17 protein-coding genes are annotated in these 17,104 nt (G+C 39.2%); 3 read left to right on the top strand and 14 right to left on the bottom strand.

The features are described 5' to 3' along the window. Positions 1 to 28: 28 nt before the first annotated feature. From GHI45_RS00895 to GHI45_RS00845, 11 genes are all read right to left on the bottom strand, one after another. Complete coding sequence (locus GHI45_RS00895; protein ID WP_147779273.1) at positions 29 to 1,858, bottom strand: hypothetical protein; 1,830 nt, start codon at positions 1,856 to 1,858, stop codon at positions 29 to 31. Between the two features lie 105 nt (positions 1,859 to 1,963). Next, positions 1,964 to 2,887, bottom strand: a complete 924-nt coding sequence (locus GHI45_RS00890) for a glycosyltransferase family 2 protein (RefSeq protein ID WP_147779272.1) — start codon at positions 2,885 to 2,887, stop codon at positions 1,964 to 1,966. Between the two features lie 31 nt (positions 2,888 to 2,918). Further along, entirely contained in the window at positions 2,919 to 3,560 is a 642-nt protein-coding gene (locus GHI45_RS00885) for a hypothetical protein (RefSeq protein ID WP_147779271.1), read from the bottom strand. 128 nt (positions 3,561 to 3,688) lie between these two features. Continuing rightward, the gene (locus GHI45_RS00880) at positions 3,689 to 4,123 is read right to left on the bottom strand and encodes a F0F1 ATP synthase subunit epsilon (protein ID WP_147779270.1); all 435 of its coding nucleotides are present in this window, start codon (positions 4,121 to 4,123) and stop codon (positions 3,689 to 3,691) included. A 106-nt stretch (positions 4,124 to 4,229) separates the two neighbouring features. After that, complete coding sequence (gene atpD / locus GHI45_RS00875; RefSeq protein WP_147779269.1) at positions 4,230 to 5,639, bottom strand: F0F1 ATP synthase subunit beta; 1,410 nt, start codon at positions 5,637 to 5,639, stop codon at positions 4,230 to 4,232. A gap of 259 nt (positions 5,640 to 5,898) precedes the next feature. Beyond that, positions 5,899 to 6,771 carry a F0F1 ATP synthase subunit gamma gene (locus GHI45_RS00870; RefSeq protein ID WP_147779268.1) on the bottom strand — a complete coding sequence of 291 codons (873 nt, stop codon included), beginning with the start codon at positions 6,769 to 6,771 and terminating at the stop codon, positions 5,899 to 5,901. 74 nt (positions 6,772 to 6,845) lie between these two features. Beyond that, a complete protein-coding gene (gene atpA, locus GHI45_RS00865) occupies positions 6,846 to 8,354 on the bottom strand; it encodes a F0F1 ATP synthase subunit alpha (protein ID WP_147779267.1) in 1,509 nt (502 codons plus the stop codon). A gap of 15 nt (positions 8,355 to 8,369) precedes the next feature. Next, entirely contained in the window at positions 8,370 to 8,897 is a 528-nt protein-coding gene (locus tag GHI45_RS00860) for a F0F1 ATP synthase subunit delta (protein ID WP_147779266.1), read from the bottom strand. Between the two features lies 1 nt (position 8,898). Then, positions 8,899 to 9,402, bottom strand: a complete 504-nt coding sequence (gene atpF / locus GHI45_RS00855; RefSeq protein WP_147779265.1) for a F0F1 ATP synthase subunit B — start codon at positions 9,400 to 9,402, stop codon at positions 8,899 to 8,901. Positions 9,403 to 9,411: 9 nt separating this feature from the next. Next, positions 9,412 to 10,125, bottom strand: a complete 714-nt coding sequence (atpB, locus tag GHI45_RS00850; RefSeq protein WP_147779264.1) for a F0F1 ATP synthase subunit A — start codon at positions 10,123 to 10,125, stop codon at positions 9,412 to 9,414. 43 nt (positions 10,126 to 10,168) lie between these two features. Next, complete coding sequence (locus tag GHI45_RS00845; RefSeq protein WP_147779263.1) at positions 10,169 to 10,384, bottom strand: F0F1 ATP synthase subunit C; 216 nt, start codon at positions 10,382 to 10,384, stop codon at positions 10,169 to 10,171. Positions 10,385 to 10,740: 356 nt separating this feature from the next. On the opposite strand from GHI45_RS00845, the gene GHI45_RS00840 reads away from it, so the two are divergent. The 3 genes from GHI45_RS00840 to GHI45_RS00830 all read left to right on the top strand — a co-directional run bounded on the left by GHI45_RS00840 (position 10,741) and on the right by GHI45_RS00830 (position 13,264). Next, positions 10,741 to 10,947, top strand: a complete 207-nt coding sequence (locus GHI45_RS00840) for a hypothetical protein (protein WP_147779262.1) — start codon at positions 10,741 to 10,743, stop codon at positions 10,945 to 10,947. An 87-nt stretch (positions 10,948 to 11,034) separates the two neighbouring features. Next, positions 11,035 to 12,249: an MFS transporter gene (locus tag GHI45_RS00835; protein WP_147779261.1), complete on the top strand. Its 1,215-nt coding sequence runs from the start codon at positions 11,035 to 11,037 to the stop codon at positions 12,247 to 12,249. 355 nt (positions 12,250 to 12,604) lie between these two features. Then, entirely contained in the window at positions 12,605 to 13,264 is a 660-nt protein-coding gene (locus GHI45_RS00830) for a Crp/Fnr family transcriptional regulator (protein WP_147779260.1), read from the top strand. A 28-nt stretch (positions 13,265 to 13,292) separates the two neighbouring features. Here the strand turns inward: GHI45_RS00830 and GHI45_RS00825 are convergent, their stop codons facing one another. The 3 genes from GHI45_RS00825 to GHI45_RS00815 all read right to left on the bottom strand — a co-directional run bounded on the left by GHI45_RS00825 (position 13,293) and on the right by GHI45_RS00815 (position 17,084). Further along, positions 13,293 to 14,078 carry an alpha/beta hydrolase family protein gene (locus GHI45_RS00825; RefSeq protein ID WP_147779259.1) on the bottom strand — a complete coding sequence of 262 codons (786 nt, stop codon included), beginning with the start codon at positions 14,076 to 14,078 and terminating at the stop codon, positions 13,293 to 13,295. A 140-nt stretch (positions 14,079 to 14,218) separates the two neighbouring features. Beyond that, complete coding sequence (locus GHI45_RS00820; protein WP_147779456.1) at positions 14,219 to 16,429, bottom strand: DNA internalization-related competence protein ComEC/Rec2; 2,211 nt, start codon at positions 16,427 to 16,429, stop codon at positions 14,219 to 14,221. After that, complete coding sequence (locus GHI45_RS00815; RefSeq protein ID WP_147779258.1) at positions 16,422 to 17,084, bottom strand: helix-hairpin-helix domain-containing protein; 663 nt, start codon at positions 17,082 to 17,084, stop codon at positions 16,422 to 16,424. The genes GHI45_RS00820 and GHI45_RS00815 overlap by 8 nt, the downstream gene beginning before the upstream one ends. Positions 17,085 to 17,104 lie beyond the last annotated feature (20 nt).

Raw genomic sequence — 17,104 nt, 5'->3', positions numbered from 1 at the left:
TTTATTATTTTATATACAATTCAAACTTTTACTTTCTCAAGAATAAAATCCATTTTTTAAGGAAGAAAAGGAGGGCCGCTGACGAAGCTCCACCAGCAACGATTCCACTCGTTCCAATTAATCTTACCTTGAGCAAATAAGCTTCCTTATCAACACCCGTACGCTTCTTATTTGATTTAGCATCGGATGCTTCTTCAGTATCATTTACGGCTATTGGTGCAGCAGTAGCTGTTTTCTTCTCTTGACTTTCTTGTGTCACTTTTGGAGAAAACAAAGCTGGAATGAAGGCAAGGAGTGGATGTTGCTCTGCTGAGATTGGATTTATCGACTCAATCTGGTCAATCAAACCATGTGGCGATGTAGAATTTGTTTGAGCTGTTTCATCTGAATCGTCTGTATTTGAAGGTGTTATTGGTGTTGACGTCACGTCATCAATGGCAGGTAGCATTGGGCTAGGTTCAGCGGCTTTTTGTAAATTGATGGTAAAATGAGGATTTTCATTTTCTTTAAAGAGCGGATAAGCTGCAATCGCTTCGGCTATAGAAGCGTAGCTTGTGCCGTCAGCGCTGACAACAGATGAAATGCTGATACCATCAGCTAAAGTAAGCTCTGGCGCTGTTATCGTCGCTTCAGGACGTCCTGTCAATACAATCGTCTGTGGCAATGCTGCTGTATTATCTTTATCCGTCCAAGCAAAATCAAAACTGACTGTCGAATCTGGAATTTTTTTGTAATAAACAGTGATAAGATTGCTTCCAGTCGCATTCATGACCATTTTCTCTGAAGATACAAAACGATAATCTGCTAGTGTTGGTGCAACAAAGCCATATCCTTCTGCGCGCATTGCTTCATCTTCTGTTAAATTAACAGATAAAACATCACCTTCATAAGCATTGATTGTTGAAGCTGTCGCGATTTCTTCTTGACTATCTACATCAAGATAACGAACGGTTGCTTGATTTAAGACACGTGTTGGTTCAACAAAATAATCCAACTTGAGCCAGCCATAATTTCCGCCTGTCCCACCGACAACACCAATTTTCATTGTTCTAGAAAGTGTCAGCGTTTGGCTAATGGTTTGAGTGGCCGCAGTTGCTGATGAGATAGTGTAGGTCAACTGTCCCGTCACTTGAGTCTTGTCAGCACTGACAGTTTCTGGTTGCCAATTCATGGTCATTACATTTGAGACCTGATAGTCTTGATTGCCAGTATCTGGAACTGAAAGATTAGCATAATTTGTCCAAATCAACGCACCAGTCGCATCCGTTTGTCGAATGGAGATGTCATTTGAGGCACTATCAATCGCACCTGTACCTAAGCTATCTACCAACCGGTTTTGGAATAAATCACGTCCCGCAAAGACCGACTGGGAAAGTCCACCAATCCCAATGTTTGAACCTGCTGCATTAGCACGGTTCGCTTGAATTTTATCAAAAGTTTCCGGCGTCAAAATAAAGCCAAGTGCATCGCCAGCTTTAAATGGATCCGTCCCCGAATGAGCTTTAAAAGAGAATTGACCTGATAAGTCAAAACTCTTTGTCATATCCACATCATTTTCCAAAAAGGCATAACCAACCGATGAAGCCTGATTATTGACCAAAATCGACGAATAAGAACCGTCTGATGTATCAATTGTGCTGCCATAATTATGCCACAGACTTGGATCTGTCCAATGTGTAAAAGGATCCTTGACAGTAAATGTCGAGCCAGCTTCCAAACGATTGGCAGTTGAACTGACTTCTTCTGCACGCACAGATTGTGAAAATAAGCCAAGACTGACAGCCACCGTAAAGAGTAAAAGGAGTGGATAAACAAATTTATTATTTCCAAACCAGTGATTTATTTTTCTTTTTGTCATCGCATTCTCCTTTCTAAGATAACTTTTCCAATACTCATATTTTATCATTATTTTTGTTTTGTTACAATAGTTTCGTTTTGAAATATTATATACATATAAAAAAGGCTATTTTTTCTCTTTAATAATATAGATCGGACGCTTTTTGACTTCCAAAAATAAGGTACTGATGTATTTTCCAATCACGCCCAAGGTTAGCAAAGTAAAACCAAAGCAAAATAGCATAATTACAACCATCGACGTCCAACCTGAGACAGACCGATGGAAAAAGAGTTGACGGATAATCAACACAATAATGGCTAACAAAGTCATGACAACCATTGAAAGTCCGCTATATGTCACAAAATCTAAAGGTGCCTCACTAAAGTTGACAATGCCGTCAATCGCATAACGAACTTTAGATGAAAAGTTCCATTTACTTTCGCCAGTTGTCCGCTTTTCATTGGCAAATTCGACATATTCGGTCTGAAATCCGACCCATGTGAACAAGCCTTTTGAGAAACGGTTGGTCTCGGTCAAACTCAAAATCGCATCGGTCATCTGTCGTGTCATCAAGCGGAAATCTCTTACCCCATCAATGATTGGCGTTTGAGTCATTTTGTTGATGAGCTTATAAAACAGCCGTGAAAAAAGGGAAATGATGACCGGTTCTCCAGAACGATCCGTCCTTTTGGCTGCAACACAGTCCACATCTTCAGCTTGGATTTTTTCAAACATCTCAAGCAAAAGTTCGGGTGGATCTTGTAAGTCGGCATCTAAAATGGTGACAAAATCCCCGCTTGACGCTTCTAATCCAGCAAGCATTGCAGCTTCCTTCCCAAAATTTCTGGACAAAGAAAGATAATGCACGTCTTTGTTTTCAGCTACCATCTGCCTCAAAACCTGTAGCGTTCGGTCAGTTGAGCCGTCATTGACAAAGTAATATTCAAAATCTATTCCAAGTTGAGCATGGATTTTTTCTGTCCGTTTAAAAAATTCGGGCAACCCTTCTTCCTCGTTAAAACAAGGAACAATGAGTGATAATAATGGCATAATCTGCCTTTCCACTAGTCTAATTTATTTTTTATTTATTGAGTTGCAAAGCAGTCATTCGTTTGGCATAGGTAATCAAATTTTCATCCGGCAATAAATAACGATGTGCCTTCGGATTTCTTATTTCCAATTCTAACAATTGGATGGCCGCATCAACCGAGTCCAATTCCTGCTGATTTGACACATCAATCAAATAGTTCAAACTTCTCGTATTCAAATATTGATACGGCAAGTGTGAATCCACAATCAATTCTTGGGATAAGATGTGATCAATCTCAATCAAAATGACTTTTTCTTTTGCAGCGAATTTGGCCTTTGTATGTGCAGTGATTGATTTCCTTCCACCTGGAATTTTATCTTTCGACCAAAGCTCAGTAAAGACAACTTTTAAAAACAAGCCGAAGCCCCAAGCAATAAAGCCAATCAGAAACATTTGCAAAAAAGAAGCAAAAAATGAGACATGAATGGCTTCATCTTTGAAGAGTGTTGAAAACTCCACTGAATACACATAAATTAAAAGAACGGAAAAAAGGCCGGAAAGGATTGTCGCTTTCCGATTGATTTGTCGATCAACTTCTATCGCTAATTCACGTTTCAAGTCATCCATTTGATGAACTTTTTGTTCGAGTCGATTGAGCTCAAACAGTAAATTTTTAAAAGCTTTTGAATCCATTTCCCACCTTTCTCGTTCTTTTTGTTTTACTTAATCATTTTATCATGAATGCAACATTTGTGCAATGTATAGTCTAAGAAACAAAAAATCCTATGAACAAATCATAGAATTTTCTTTTGCAGTATCAATTAAAGATGTTTTGCAACATTCAAGCGATTTAAAGCACGATGAAGTGAAACTTCTGCACGTTTAACGTCATCAACTTTGGAAGCAGCTTTCGCTTTTTCGATTTCACGTTCTGCACGGATTTTAGCACGTTCAGCACGAGAAACGTCAATGTCACGTTCACGTTCAGCAGAGTCAGCAATTATCGTAACCAAATTATGACTAATCTCGATAATTCCGCCATTTACTGCTACATAATCAACTTTCCCTTTTTTGTCTTCTGGACGACGAATTTTCAATTCATCAATTTCCAGAGCCGCAATGGTAGAAATCATGTGAGGTAAAATCCCCATTTCCCCACCAGTTGTGCGAGCCAAGACAAAGAGGCCATGGTGATCGTAAACAAGGCCATCAGGTGTAATGACTTGAACTGTCATTTCTTCTAAATCTTCAGCCATTTTTCCTCCAATATGCTCTCTCAAGTCAAGTTTTCCGTCACTGTTGAAAGTAAACTTTCAAAGACAAATGAGTATCAATTTTCTGTCCTTTTGGACAGTTCATTGATTAAAATCCCATCTTTTTAGCTTTTTCAATGACGTCTTCAATAGGACCTACGCCACGAAAGGCATCTTCAGGGAGTGAGTCATATTTACCATCAAGAATAGCTTTAAAGTCTTCCACTGTCTTTTCAACAGGAACATAAGAACCTGGAATACCAGTAAATGTTTCAGCAACGTTGAAGTTTTGTGAAAGGAAGAATTGGATACGACGCGCACGTCCAACCAATACTTTTTCATCATCAGACAATTCGTCCATCCCAAGAATGGCGATAATGTCTTGCAATTCTTTATAACGTTGAAGGACACGTTGAACTTCCATCGCAACAGCATAGTGTTCTTCACCGACAATTTCAGGTGTCAATGCACGAGATGATGATGCCAATGGGTCAACGGCAGGATAAATCCCTTGTTGAGTCAAGCGACGTTCCAAGTTTGTTGTTGCGTCCAAATGGGCGAAGGCTGTAGCTGGCGCTGGGTCAGTATAGTCATCGGCAGGGACGTAAATGGCTTGGATTGAAGTAACAGAACCTTTTTTAGTTGATGTGATCCGTTCTTGAAGTTGTCCCATTTCAGTTGCAAGTGTTGGTTGGTAACCAACGGCAGAAGGCATACGACCCAAAAGGGCTGATACTTCTGATCCGGCTTGCGTGAAACGGAAGATGTTGTCGATAAAGAGCAAGACATCTTGTCCTTCAACATCACGGAAATATTCGGCAAGTGTCAAACCAGTCAAAGCAACACGCATACGTGCTCCAGGTGGTTCATTCATCTGACCAAAGACCATGGCTGTTTTAGCTAAAACGCCTGATTCTTTCATTTCGAAGTAAAGGTCATTTCCTTCACGTGTACGTTCTCCAACACCGGTAAATACTGAAATCCCACCGTGTTCTTGAGCGATATTGTGAATCAATTCTTGGATAAGAACGGTTTTACCAACACCGGCACCACCGAAAAGTCCAACTTTACCACCTTTAAGATAAGGGGCAAGCAAGTCGATAACTTTAATCCCAGTTACGAGAATTTCGTTAGCTGTTGATAATTCATCGAATGTTGGTGCTTTTTTATGAATTGGGCTACGTTCTGCATCCGCTGCAAAATTTTCGCCTGGGTCAATCGTATCTCCGAGAACATTGAACACACGTCCAAGTGTTTCTTTTCCGACGGGAACTGAAATTGGTTTTCCAGTGTCGAGGACTTCGAGTCCACGAGTCAAGCCGTCAGTTGATTCCATGGCAATGGTACGAACTGCACCGTCACCAAGTTCAAGCGCAACTTCTAGCACGATTTTCGTTTTAAGACCATCGACGTTTTTATAAACGACGAGGGCATTATTAATCTCAGGCAATTTTGCGTCGCTAGGGAATTCCACATCAACGACGGGACCGATAACCTGAGTAATTTTACCAGAACTCAATGTATTTCCTCCTTGTTTTATTTTTAATCTTTTTTTTTGAGAAATATTTCTAGTAGTGAATGCTCGGGGAACTTTCTCGTGACAGTTCTAACAGCTTGCTTGTCTCCTTTGGAGTCTTCACATCTGTAAGGACTGACTACGAGATGATTTCCCACTGCGCGGAATACTCAACAGCAAAGCTGTTGGTATTCTCACTACTAGAAAAATTCTCGAGGTAGCGCTCACGCGCTTTGTCAACATAGTGACAGCTTATTTTTCCTTAAAGCGCTGCGGCTCCTGCTACAATTTCCGTAATTTCTTGCGTGATTGCAGCTTGACGGGCACGGTTGTATTGAATTGTTAAATCGTTAATGACATTGTGCGCATTGTCGGTAGCGGTACGCATTGCTGCCATACCTGCAGCGTGTTCTGCCGTTTTGGCATCAACAATTGAGCCATAAATCATGCTTTCAGCATATTGTGGCAATAATTGATTTAAAATATTGTCACGGTCTGGTTCATATTCAAATAAAGTTTCCGCTTTTGAAGGTGTTTCCTCAACAGTGTCAAAACTGATGGGCAACATTTTTTCCATGCGAACTTGACTAACCAAAGAATTGACATGGTGATTGTAGCAAACATACAATTCATCGAATTCTTCGGCTTGATAAAGGTCAACGGCTTCTGAAACAATATGTCTGACTTCGTCAAATGAAGGTTGGTCTGACAAATTTCTCAATTCGTAAGCGACTTTAATCCCACGAGCTTTGAAAAAGTCAGCGCCCATTCCACCAAGTGCCATGACAGAAAATGAGTCTTCGTCCTTTTCTTTCATCAGCTCTGACATAACGGATTTCAAAATATTTGCGTTATAGCCTCCAACAAGCCCACGGTCTGATGTAATGACCAAGTAACCTTTTTTCTTTATTACTGGTCTTTTCAAGAGCATTGGGTTTTTTGAAGGGCCTTTATCATGAGCAATCAAATCAACGGTTACTTGTCGAACTTTCGACGCATAAATTTGATATTTTTTAGCATGACTTTCAGATTTTTGCAATTTTGCTGCAGAGACCATTTGCATGGCACCTGTAATCTGACTGGTCTTTTTAGTTGATGCGATTTTTGTTTTAATTTCGTTAAGTGAAGCTGGCATATTTGTACTTATGTGATGCTGTCAGCGCTGCGATTTAGACTTGTCAGCTCTGACAGTGTCACAACTAACCCCCTTTACTTATTGTAATTTGTTGTGTTTTTAAATGCTTTGATTGCTTCGTCCAATTTGTCAGTTTCTGGCAAATCTTTTGTTTCTGTGATGACATTTAACAAGTCAGCATAATTTGCATCGAAGAAGTCAGACATTTTTGATTCAAAATCAAGAATGTCTTCAACTGGAACATCATCCAAGAAGCCGTGTGTCAAAGCGTACAAGATTAAGACTTGTTTTTCAACAGCCAATGGTTTGTGCAATGGTTGTTTCAACACTTCAACAGTACGTTTCCCACGATTTAATTTGGCTTGTGTTGAAGCGTCCAAATCAGAACCAAATTGAGTAAAGGCTTCGAGTTCACGATATGACGCAAGGTCAAGACGTAAAGTACCAGCAACTTTCTTCATGGCTTTGATTTGTGCAGCACCACCAACACGGGATACAGATGAACCTGCGTCGATGGCAGGGCGAACACCTGAATAGAACAAATCATTTTCAAGGAAAATTTGTCCGTCCGTGATTGAGATAACGTTTGTCGCGATATAAGCTGAGATGTCTCCTGCTTGCGTTTCGATGAATGGCAAAGCAGTCATTGAACCACCACCAAGATCATCAGAAAGTTTAGCAGCACGTTCCAAAAGACGGCTATGGAGATAGAAAACGTCACCTGGGTATGCTTCACGTCCTGGTGGACGGCGGAGCAAGAGTGAGAGTTCACGATAAGCAACGGCTTGTTTTGATAAGTCATCATAAACGACCAAAACGTGTTTACCATTATACATGAATTCTTCACCCATTGCTGCACCAGCATAAGGAGCGATATAAAGCAATGGAGAAGGTTGTGAAGCAGATGCTGTTACGACAATGGTATAATCCATTGCACCGTATTTTTTGAGTGTTTCTACTTGTGTACGAACAGTAGATTCTTTTTGTCCGATTGCCACGTAGATACAAATCATATTTTGACCTTTTTGGTTCAAAATTGCATCGATTGCAACTGATGTCTTCCCTGTTTGACGGTCCCCGATAATCAATTCACGTTGTCCACGTCCGATTGGAACGAGGGCGTCAATGGCTTTCAAACCAGTTTGAAGGGGTTCGAAAACGGATTTACGTTGCATAACACCAGGAGCTTTTGCTTCGACAGGACGAGTTTTACCAGTATTGATTTCACCAAGTCCATCAACTGGTTGTCCAAGTGCGTTTACGACACGTCCGATGAGTTCTTCACCCACTTGAACTTCCATGATTTTACCTGTACGTTTTACAGTGTCTCCTTCACGAATTGAGAGGAAGTCACCGAGTACAATGATACCAACGTCAGTAGCATCAAGGTTTTGCGCCATACCAAACACGCCATTTGAAAATTCAACAAGTTCACCACTCATTGCATTTTCAAGACCGTAAGCACGGGCGATACCGTCACCAACATAGGTAACGACACCAGTTTCAGCAACTTCGAAATCTGGTGTAAAATTTTCAATTTGTTGTTTAATCAGCGAGCTGATTTCATTTGCATTGATTGCCAAAGATTTACTCCTTTCTTACAATATTTCTTGCGCGATTTTCGCAAGTTGAGTCTTAATTGAAGCATCAATAATTTTTCCGCGAGAGTTAATCACAAAGCCACCAATGATTTTTTCGTCAATTCGATTGATGATATTAACGGTGTTCAAATCAAATTTTGCTTGGGCAAGCTGACGCATCTTTTCGACTTGTGTCTCAGTTAATGCCACGCTTGTGACCACTTCGACATCAGCGATTTTAAACAGGTCATCCGCCAAATTTTTGACTTCAGTCAAGATTTCATATAAATCAGCGATCCGTCCATTTGCTCGAATAGTGTTTAAAAAATTGCGCATCAATTCAGATGCAGATTGATTAAGTGTTTCAATAACTTGAGATTTTACTTTAAAAGAATAGACATCACTTGCAAAGAAAGTTTTCAAATTTGAACCGTCAAAAAGCTTTGTCAGCTCTGACACTTCATTCAAAATTTCATTTACCTTGTCTTGTTCTTTTGCGACCTCAAGAAGGGCTTTACTGTATTTTTGTGAATTTAATTTTGTCATCTTATTCTCCTATTTTAGCGAGATAAGTGTCAATCAATTCAGTTTGTGCTTGAGGATCAAGTGATTGACCAATCAGTTTTTCAGCGATTTTGACTGAAATATTAGCCACATCACCTTTAACTGAGTTGAGCGCTTCTTTGCGTTCTTGTTCAATTTCACCTTGTGCACGTTTTTTTGTATTGGCAGCTTCTTCATTTGCTGCAGCTACGATTTTATTGCGGTTTTGAGTCGCAGTATCATTAGCTGTTTGAATAATATTTGCTGCTTCTGCTTTTGAGCCAGCGAGTTCATTTTCTCTTTGGGCAACCAATTTGGCTGCTTCAACTTTTGATTCTTCAGCAGAATCAATATCGTCAGAGATCTTTTTCGCACGTTGTTCAAAAATTCCTGTGATTTGTTTCCATGCAAAGACACGAAGCAAAACCAACAAGATAATAAACGCTCCGCTCGCAACGATCACGTTACCAATAACGGTGTTCGGAGCAGTTTCTAATAATGTAAACATATTCTACTCCTATTCTTCTTCTAAGATTTTGTGGCTGATGTACAAGTTTGTCAATAAGACAAAGACATAGGCCTGAAGGGCTGAGATAAAAAGTGAGAAAGCAATCCAAACAATTTCAAGAATTATCGCGATTGGATACATGAAAGCTGATGCGGAAATCATTCCTGCAATCAGTCCAAGCATGATTTCGCCAGCGAAAATATTTCCGTAAAGACGAAGTCCAAGAGAGAGTGTATTCGTGAATTCTTCCAAAATATTCATTGGAAGTAAAGCTTTAGGATCTTTCCAAAATGCGACTTTTATGTATTTTCCAAAGCCAAATTTTTGAACCCCTAAAACGTTGGAAAGCACCACAACGATTACGGCCAAAGTCAAGTCCACAGTAGCATTTGCAGTTGGGGACTTCCAGAGGGATACATCATTTGTAGTACTCAATTTTGTAACCAAACCAATCGAGTTAGCAACAATAAGGAATGAGAACAGGGTAAAACTCAAAAGTGAAAAACGAGGTGATTCTTTACTGCCAAGCATATCTTTTCCGATACCATTGACAAAATCAACTGTCCACTCAAGAACATTTTGTTTACCTGAAGGTTTTAGCTGCATATTGCGGCTAGCCCAGAATATTAGACCAAAGACGATTAGAATTGTGACAGCAGTCATTACTGTGACAGTGCCGTCAAATGCAATCGGGCCAATATTGAAGGTCCAAGTTGATTCCATATTCCATCCCCTTTCTAGTTAATCATTCGTTGAGAACAAATTCTTACTTGAAAAGGAAAGCCATCGCAAGGGCGATAAAGAATGTACCTTCGACGAAGGCAATACCCATGAACATAGAACCACGTAATTTTCCTTCAAGTTCAGGTTGGCGAGCAACCGCTTGTAGGAAGTTTGAAACGATGAGTCCGTCACCGATTGCTGCACCAAGTGCGGCAAGACCAATGGCGATAGCTCCAAGAGAATTAAGAATAATTGTCATGTGAGACCTCTTTCTATTAGCGAAATTTCTTATTTCGCAATTTGATATTACTTAAAAATTATAGCCTTATTCTAACTTTTTGTCAAAATTTTGCATGAAAATAAAGATAATTATTTTACAAATCGACTAGTAATCATAGATTATCTCAAAAGCTCGTAGTCCATTTACTACTTATAACTGCCATGCAAGTGTTTCTCTACCATTAACATTTGTTAACCCCATTTGTTATGCTGATTTAATATTCAATAATGTTGTGGAAGAATGTCCAATTTTTTTATAAAATATGAACATTCGCTGGTGAACTCGTCACAGTTACAGAGTAAACAACGAAAATTATAAATATTGGAGTCAATACAATGAGATTTGAATTTAAAGGTCTTTCTAGTTTCGAAGAAGATGCAGCTTGTGATTATATGGGAGATGCAAATATCCCTAGTGTTATCCGGGAATTTGATAATATCAATAGTGCGATTTCCTATGTCAATGCACATCAAGGCTTTATGACAACCGACGATAATACTTTTGCTTTTGTGGTCAGAAATATCAAACAAGTCAACAACTAAAAAAATCTGTCAGCTCTGACAATTTTTTTTATGTCAATTAAATAGGAAAAAACAGGCAAAAGCCACCTCAATAGAAATGGAAACATCATGAAAAAAGAAAGTATCTTTACCCCTACTTTCATTATAAATACGCTTATCAGCTTTTTATTTTACATCGTCTTTTACGTTCTGACTTCTTCAATCGGAACTTACGCACTTGTTCAACTGCATCAGTCAACAGTTATTAGTTTGTCATTATCAAGTATTTTTGTCATTGGGGCTTTGATTGGCCATGTCTGGACTGGCCTTTCCATTACCAAACTGGGAATGAAAAAGCTGCTTTATATTGGTGGCATTATTTTTCTCGTTTTGACATTTGGTTATTATTTAACGACAAATATCCCACTCCTTTTCTTAATCCGAATCATTCAAGGGGCTGGTTTCGGAATCGGTGCGACCGCTTCTGGAACCATTGCCGGTCATGTGGTTCCGGCGCGCCGTCGTGGTGAAGGAATTGGCTACTATGCCTTATCCGTCACATTGGCGGCTGCAGTTGGTCCTGCCTTATCGATTATGATTTATTCTGATTTTGGTTTTAATGTCCTTTTGGGAATTGCACTTGCTTTATTAGCATTAACTTTTGTTTTGATTTTCTTCGTTCATGTTAAAGAATTATCCGAAGCAGAACGAATTCATGCCCTCCAAAATCAACCGCAAGGACTTAATCGTTACATTGAAAAATCAGCTCTGCCAATTTCAATCGTTGCCTTTCTTGCTGGTTTCATTGATTCGGCCATTTTAACAGGAATGGGAACTTTCTCAACAGACCTCAAAATTCCACTGGCAGGTTCTTTATTCTTTACGATGTACGCCATTTTCATCTTCCTCTCACGCCCATTTACCGGACGGATTTTTGATACAAAAGGCGATAACTGGGTTTGGCACCCTACCTTCTTTTTCTTTGCGGTAGCCATGCTTCTTGTCGGAATTGCAGGTTTCTTTACGCCAGCAACGGCGTTTATGATTTTATTAGTCGCAGGGAGCGCTTTTGGTCTCGGTTATGGTGGTGTTGCACCGTTTGGTCAAGCTGTTGCAATTCGTGATTCAAACAAAGAACGCATTGGCGTTGCTACTTCTACTTTCTTTGGCTTTCTGGATTTAGGTGTTGGTGGCGGTCCAATCATTTTGGGTGCCTTGATTCCCATGCTTGGCCATGGCATGAAAGGTTTCCAAAATCTCTATCTCTATAGCGCCCCAGCAGTCCTTATCGTTTGGGTCATTTATTACTTGATTCATGGTAAGAAACAAAACAAGAGAGCTTAAGCCATAAAAGGTGTATAATTAAGAACAAAAAAGACGGCAAATTGAGCGCTTATACTAGTTCATCTTTAAAAATACTGAAAGTATTTTTATTAGATTACTACGCTGTCCATTGGCTGTAAGTTGCTGAAGCAACAACGCCAAATGGCAACTGCAGATATACTGCCTTGCGTAAGCGCAGAGATGGTTTGCGTTTTGCTCTTGCGACTTTAGTCACTAAGCAAACCGACAAATGTTTTATGCGTAAAACGCAAACTTTGCGACTGCGACTAACGAACTTGTTCGTGTAGCGAGCATCGACAGCGAAGCAATTTTTAACGTTTTTTTATAAGTTAAACAGTATTAGAAAGATAATTCAATGCTTCAAAATTTCAATTACTTGATGGAAATGCTACAAGAAAAGCAGATCGGGACAGTAACCAGAAAAAAACATACCTATGTCATGTATCAAGGCATCGAGTCAGAATACATTTACATTTTAAAAGAAGGTGTTGCCAAAATCAGCAATATCTTGCGGGACGGACGCGAATTTAATATCGCTTATGTGACCGAACCCGATTTCATTTCTTTACTCGAAAACAAGCAGACCAATAATGTTTTCGCCTTATTCAATGTTCGCGTTGAAACCGAGGAGGCAACCTTTTACAGAGTGCCACGGAAAGCTTTTTGGGAATGGGTCAGCGCTGACGTTGAACTTCTTAGAATTGTTGATGAGTTTTATCAGTTCAGATTGTCTTCTTTTCTTGAAATTTTGCAGAAAATGATGACCAATGGTAAAAAAGGCGCCGTTTGCGTTTGCATTTATAATTTGATTGATAGCTTTGGAATTCAGAAAAAAGACGGCATCCTCATCAATTTCGCAATTACAAACGAAGACATCGCCAATTTTTGTGGTATCTCTACCCGAACAAGCGTCAATCGGATTATCCATGACCTCAAAGAAGAGGGCGTTATCGACATTATCGACAATTTAATTATGATTTATAATCTTCCCTATCTTGAAAATTATGTGAATTAAAAAAAGATTTGGCAATGCCAAATCTTTTTTATATTGCTCTTTCTTCTTGAACATAATCAATAGGAAGCCATTCCAGAACGCTTTCGATTTTTTTTGTCCAATAATACCATTCGTGAATGCCGTCTGAACTTTCGTAAGTCAAGTCATAATTCAATTTTTTGAGTTGACTTGCTACATATTCATTGCCTAAGAAGAGCCCATCTTGTTTACCACACCACGCGTAAAGTTTTGGTTTTTCCGTTGGGTAGTTTTCAGCCAAGGTCAAGATTTCATTTTCTGACCCCTTAAATTGCTCAAAACTTCCAAATAAACCGCCCCAATAGGCTGCGCTCGCTTCACTATCGTTCAAATGACCCTCCATACCATCGAATGTAAGGACGCCTGAGAGGCTTGCCGCATAGCTGAATTGATCAGTCCCTAAAGCCAAACGGAAAGCGCCGTAGCCTCCCATAGACAGCCCTGCAATAAAATTTTTCTCGCGTTTGGTTGACAAATTTGGGAAAAAGTTATGAATGACTTGAGGCAACTCAATCGCTGTCGCATCAAAATAGTTCATTCCATAAGTCGTATTGATGTAGAAGCCCAAATCTGTAGAAGGCATCACGATGGCAAGATTGGTTTTACGAACCAAACGTTCAATTCCAGAACGATTAAGCCATGAATTTTCATTTCCTGACATACCATGGAGCAGATACAAAACAGGAATGTCCTCTCCTGTAAACTGTTCTACCTTACTGGCTTCAGGATAAATAATTTTAACATTACGGTTCATGCCAAGAACTTCACTAAAGTATTCAAGATTTATAAGTGCCAATTGTTACTCCTTCTTTGTTATCCTCTACTGGACCGACTAAAAATAATGCCTTTTTAGTTGGGATAGTATAAACGCGCCTGTCGTATGACACTGATGTCACACCGAGGCGCTGGGCTAATTTTTATCTTTGATAAATTATATCATTTTACTGTCAATATTTTCCATTTTTTTAATTTTTTTATTAGTTTTATACTTCCATTTTCATCTGTTCGAAGGATTTCGACCCGCTGACGATCCAAGGTAGCCAGCGTTTCTTGATTAGGATGTTTGTAGCGGTTGTTTTTGCCCACAGAAATCAAAGCCAGTTTTGGCTGTATTTTTTGAATAAAATCAACAGATGAACTTGACTTGCTACCATGATGTCCCACCTTTAAAACATCAACTTTCAAGTGAGGATAGGCTTTGAGCAATTCACTCTCGCCCTCTTTTTCTAAATCCCCTGTAAATAAAAATCGACTGCCAAAAAAATTGCCGTAAGTGATGACAGAATCATTATTATCACCTTTTTTAGTGAATCCAGCAGACAAAATCTGCAAATGTCCATCAAAAATAGGAAGTTGATCGCCCATTTTCAGAAGTCTCACCTTAATATTATTAGCTTGCTTTAATTTTTTGATAAATGAAGGATTGCTCAGTTCTCCCTCACTGACACAGACTTCTTTTATTTTTATTTTATCCGCCAGTTTAACAAAATCGCCAACATGGTCATCGTCTGTATGGGTCAAAATCAACTGATCAATTTTACCAATTCCCGCAGCTTGAAGATATGGAATAAGTGTGTTTTCAGCATTGCTTTTCTGGCTTGCCTGCTGCCACTTGTCTGGCTGTTCAAATGTTACTTTTCCACCTGTATCGATCAAAATGGTGTGTCGATTGAAACTGTCTTGCAAAAGGATGCTGTCGCCCTGTCCCACATCAATCATTGTAATACTTGGAAATAGAGGATATTTACCAGAAATGAAGAGAATAGAAAGAGCCAAAATGAGCAACCGACGTTTCATTTTTTGCCGCCAAAAATCAACTAACAAACCAATACAAATGAGAAGCAACAAAAATTGCCAATTTTGAAGCGTCCCAAAAACCATTGGATAATGAAAGAGTCCATCAAGAAAAGCAAGTATTTTTTCAAAGCCTTGAAAAATAAAGTCAATAGGCAAAAATAAACCAAGAAATGAAAGAGCAAAGGCAATAAATAAAAGTGGCAAAATCAGAAGTTCAAAACACATTCCGAATACAAAAGTCAAAAGTATCGACAAGGGTTGAAAAACATGAAACTGGACAACCAATAGGGGCAATGTCAGTACTGACAAAACACTTCCCGTAGCCAGACTATTGATCATCTTATTTTTTCCGACAAATTTTCCCTGCAACATGGCAAGTGCAAAGGCGTAAAAAAAGGTCAGTTGGCCGCCAACAGTTAACAAACTTGACGGCATCAAAAGCATGACTATCATTAGCGCCATTGCCAGATTGTCTAAGCTTTTAAAAGAAAGATTTTTTTGTATCAAGGCTCGGATGACTGAGACAGAAAATCCAGCCATGGCACCATAAAAAAAGCACAAGGGCAAAAGCAGAATTTTGACCGTTTCTTGCGTCAAGCCACAACGCAGGAGAATTTTCCTGATTTTATCTACAAAAAAGTTGACATGCATGCCACTGAGTGCGAATAAATGAATGATACCAAGACTGCTGAGCATTCTAGATATTTCGCTAAACTCTTTCGGTAAATAACCCAATAAAAGCCCTGTCATATAAGTTGCTACTCTTGGAGAAAAATGCGTTTGAATATGGACAATGGCTTGTCGGCGCAGACGGCGCAAATTGAGGCGCTCATTTTCTCGAATACGAATAATTTTTTCGATTTTGATTTGCCGATAAATGCCTTTTGTTGCCAAAAATTTTTGATTATCAAAACCATTGAAATTGCGTTGTGTCTCAGGAACTGAGAGACTTGCCTCTACCGTCAGTTCACAATTTTTATCAAGTTTTTGAAAGTATTTTTTTTCAGCTTCTGTTTTCAAGAGATAATAGACTTGGAACTTATGGTGGTCAGAGCTTGCCTGAAAGCTAAGTTGATTGCCGTTTAACTGCAAGCTATCAATCATGGGACTAATCTGACTTATTTGAGTCGGTTGATGTGCTTTTTCAAAGGCGGCAACCTGTTTGACCCAGAAAAAATATGCAGAAAAGCAGGTCAAAACAAGTAGGACAAGATACTGTCTCTTTTTTATTGGAAAAATCAGCGAAAAAACAAGTAAAAATAGTAAGGGAATTTGAAAACTGAAAATACTAAAATAAATCAACAGCAATAAATAAGCCAGATAAATAAGCGGAAAATGAATTTTATTCATCAATCGTAATCAAATCTTTCAATTTTTCTAATGTTTTACTGCCAAAACCGCTGACTTTTCCTAACTCGTCAACCGTTTTAAAATTTCCATTTTGAGTGCGATAGTCAATGATATCTTGTGCTTTTTTACTCCCAATGCCACTCAAAGTCTGCAAAGTCGTTGCATCGGCTGTATTGATATTAACCTTTTCCTTTTGACTGCTTTCAAGATTTGAAGCAGCTGCCTGAGATTGTCCGCTTGAATTGGTCAGAACAGACTGATTTTCACCTTTGCTTGCCACATAAATCACTGCTTCATCTTTCAGCTTTGAAGCTAAATTGACACTATTTTGATCGGCGTCAGACATAAAACCGCCTGCCATTTGGATCAGGTCATTGACCCGACTTTCGCTTGAAAGTTCGTACACTTTTGGAGCTTTGACCACGCCCTTCAGATCCACTTTAATCCTAGTGTTTGCACTTTTTTCCTGCGAGGACTGCGTTTTATCCAGCTTACTACTTCTGTCAGTGCTGACAGCGTATAAATCGTCCACAGAAAGCGTCGTTGCGGGCTTGTCAGAACTGACAAAGTAAAAAATTCCGACTGCGATAAAAACGACTGCTGACATGACCAGCATTTTTTGGTGGTTTTGTAACCATTGAATGAGTTTTTCCATACTTTTTAGTACGAAAAAAC

The organism is Lactococcus sp. dk101 (assembly GCF_009601055.1).
In the GTDB taxonomy this organism is placed as follows: Bacteria; Bacillota; Bacilli; order Lactobacillales; family Streptococcaceae; genus Lactococcus.
This window is presented reverse-complemented; position numbering and strand designations above follow the sequence as displayed.

Excerpts from the sequence above, each read along its gene's own strand:
- GHI45_RS00860 (WP_147779266.1), bottom strand. The coding sequence starts at position 8,897 with ATGACAAAATTAAATTCACAAAAATACAGTAAAGCCCTTCTTGAGGTC.
- GHI45_RS00820 (WP_147779456.1), bottom strand. The coding sequence starts at position 16,429 with ATGAATAAAATTCATTTTCCGCTTATTTATCTGGCTTATTTATTGCTG.
- atpF (WP_147779265.1), bottom strand. The coding sequence starts at position 9,402 with ATGTTTACATTATTAGAAACTGCTCCGAACACCGTTATTGGTAACGTG.
- GHI45_RS00830 (WP_147779260.1), top strand. The coding sequence starts at position 12,605 with ATGCTTCAAAATTTCAATTACTTGATGGAAATGCTACAAGAAAAGCAG.
- GHI45_RS00895 (WP_147779273.1), bottom strand. The coding sequence starts at position 1,858 with ATGACAAAAAGAAAAATAAATCACTGGTTTGGAAATAATAAATTTGTT.
- GHI45_RS00885 (WP_147779271.1), bottom strand. The coding sequence starts at position 3,560 with ATGGATTCAAAAGCTTTTAAAAATTTACTGTTTGAGCTCAATCGACTC.
- GHI45_RS00840 (WP_147779262.1), top strand. The coding sequence starts at position 10,741 with ATGAGATTTGAATTTAAAGGTCTTTCTAGTTTCGAAGAAGATGCAGCT.
- GHI45_RS00835 (WP_147779261.1), top strand. The coding sequence starts at position 11,035 with ATGAAAAAAGAAAGTATCTTTACCCCTACTTTCATTATAAATACGCTT.
- GHI45_RS00890 (WP_147779272.1), bottom strand. The coding sequence starts at position 2,887 with ATGCCATTATTATCACTCATTGTTCCTTGTTTTAACGAGGAAGAAGGG.
- GHI45_RS00870 (WP_147779268.1), bottom strand. The coding sequence starts at position 6,771 with ATGCCAGCTTCACTTAACGAAATTAAAACAAAAATCGCATCAACTAAA.
- GHI45_RS00815 (WP_147779258.1), bottom strand. The coding sequence starts at position 17,084 with ATGGAAAAACTCATTCAATGGTTACAAAACCACCAAAAAATGCTGGTC.
- GHI45_RS00845 (WP_147779263.1), bottom strand. The coding sequence starts at position 10,384 with ATGACAATTATTCTTAATTCTCTTGGAGCTATCGCCATTGGTCTTGCC.
- atpB (WP_147779264.1), bottom strand. The coding sequence starts at position 10,125 with ATGGAATCAACTTGGACCTTCAATATTGGCCCGATTGCATTTGACGGC.
- GHI45_RS00880 (WP_147779270.1), bottom strand. The coding sequence starts at position 4,123 with ATGGCTGAAGATTTAGAAGAAATGACAGTTCAAGTCATTACACCTGAT.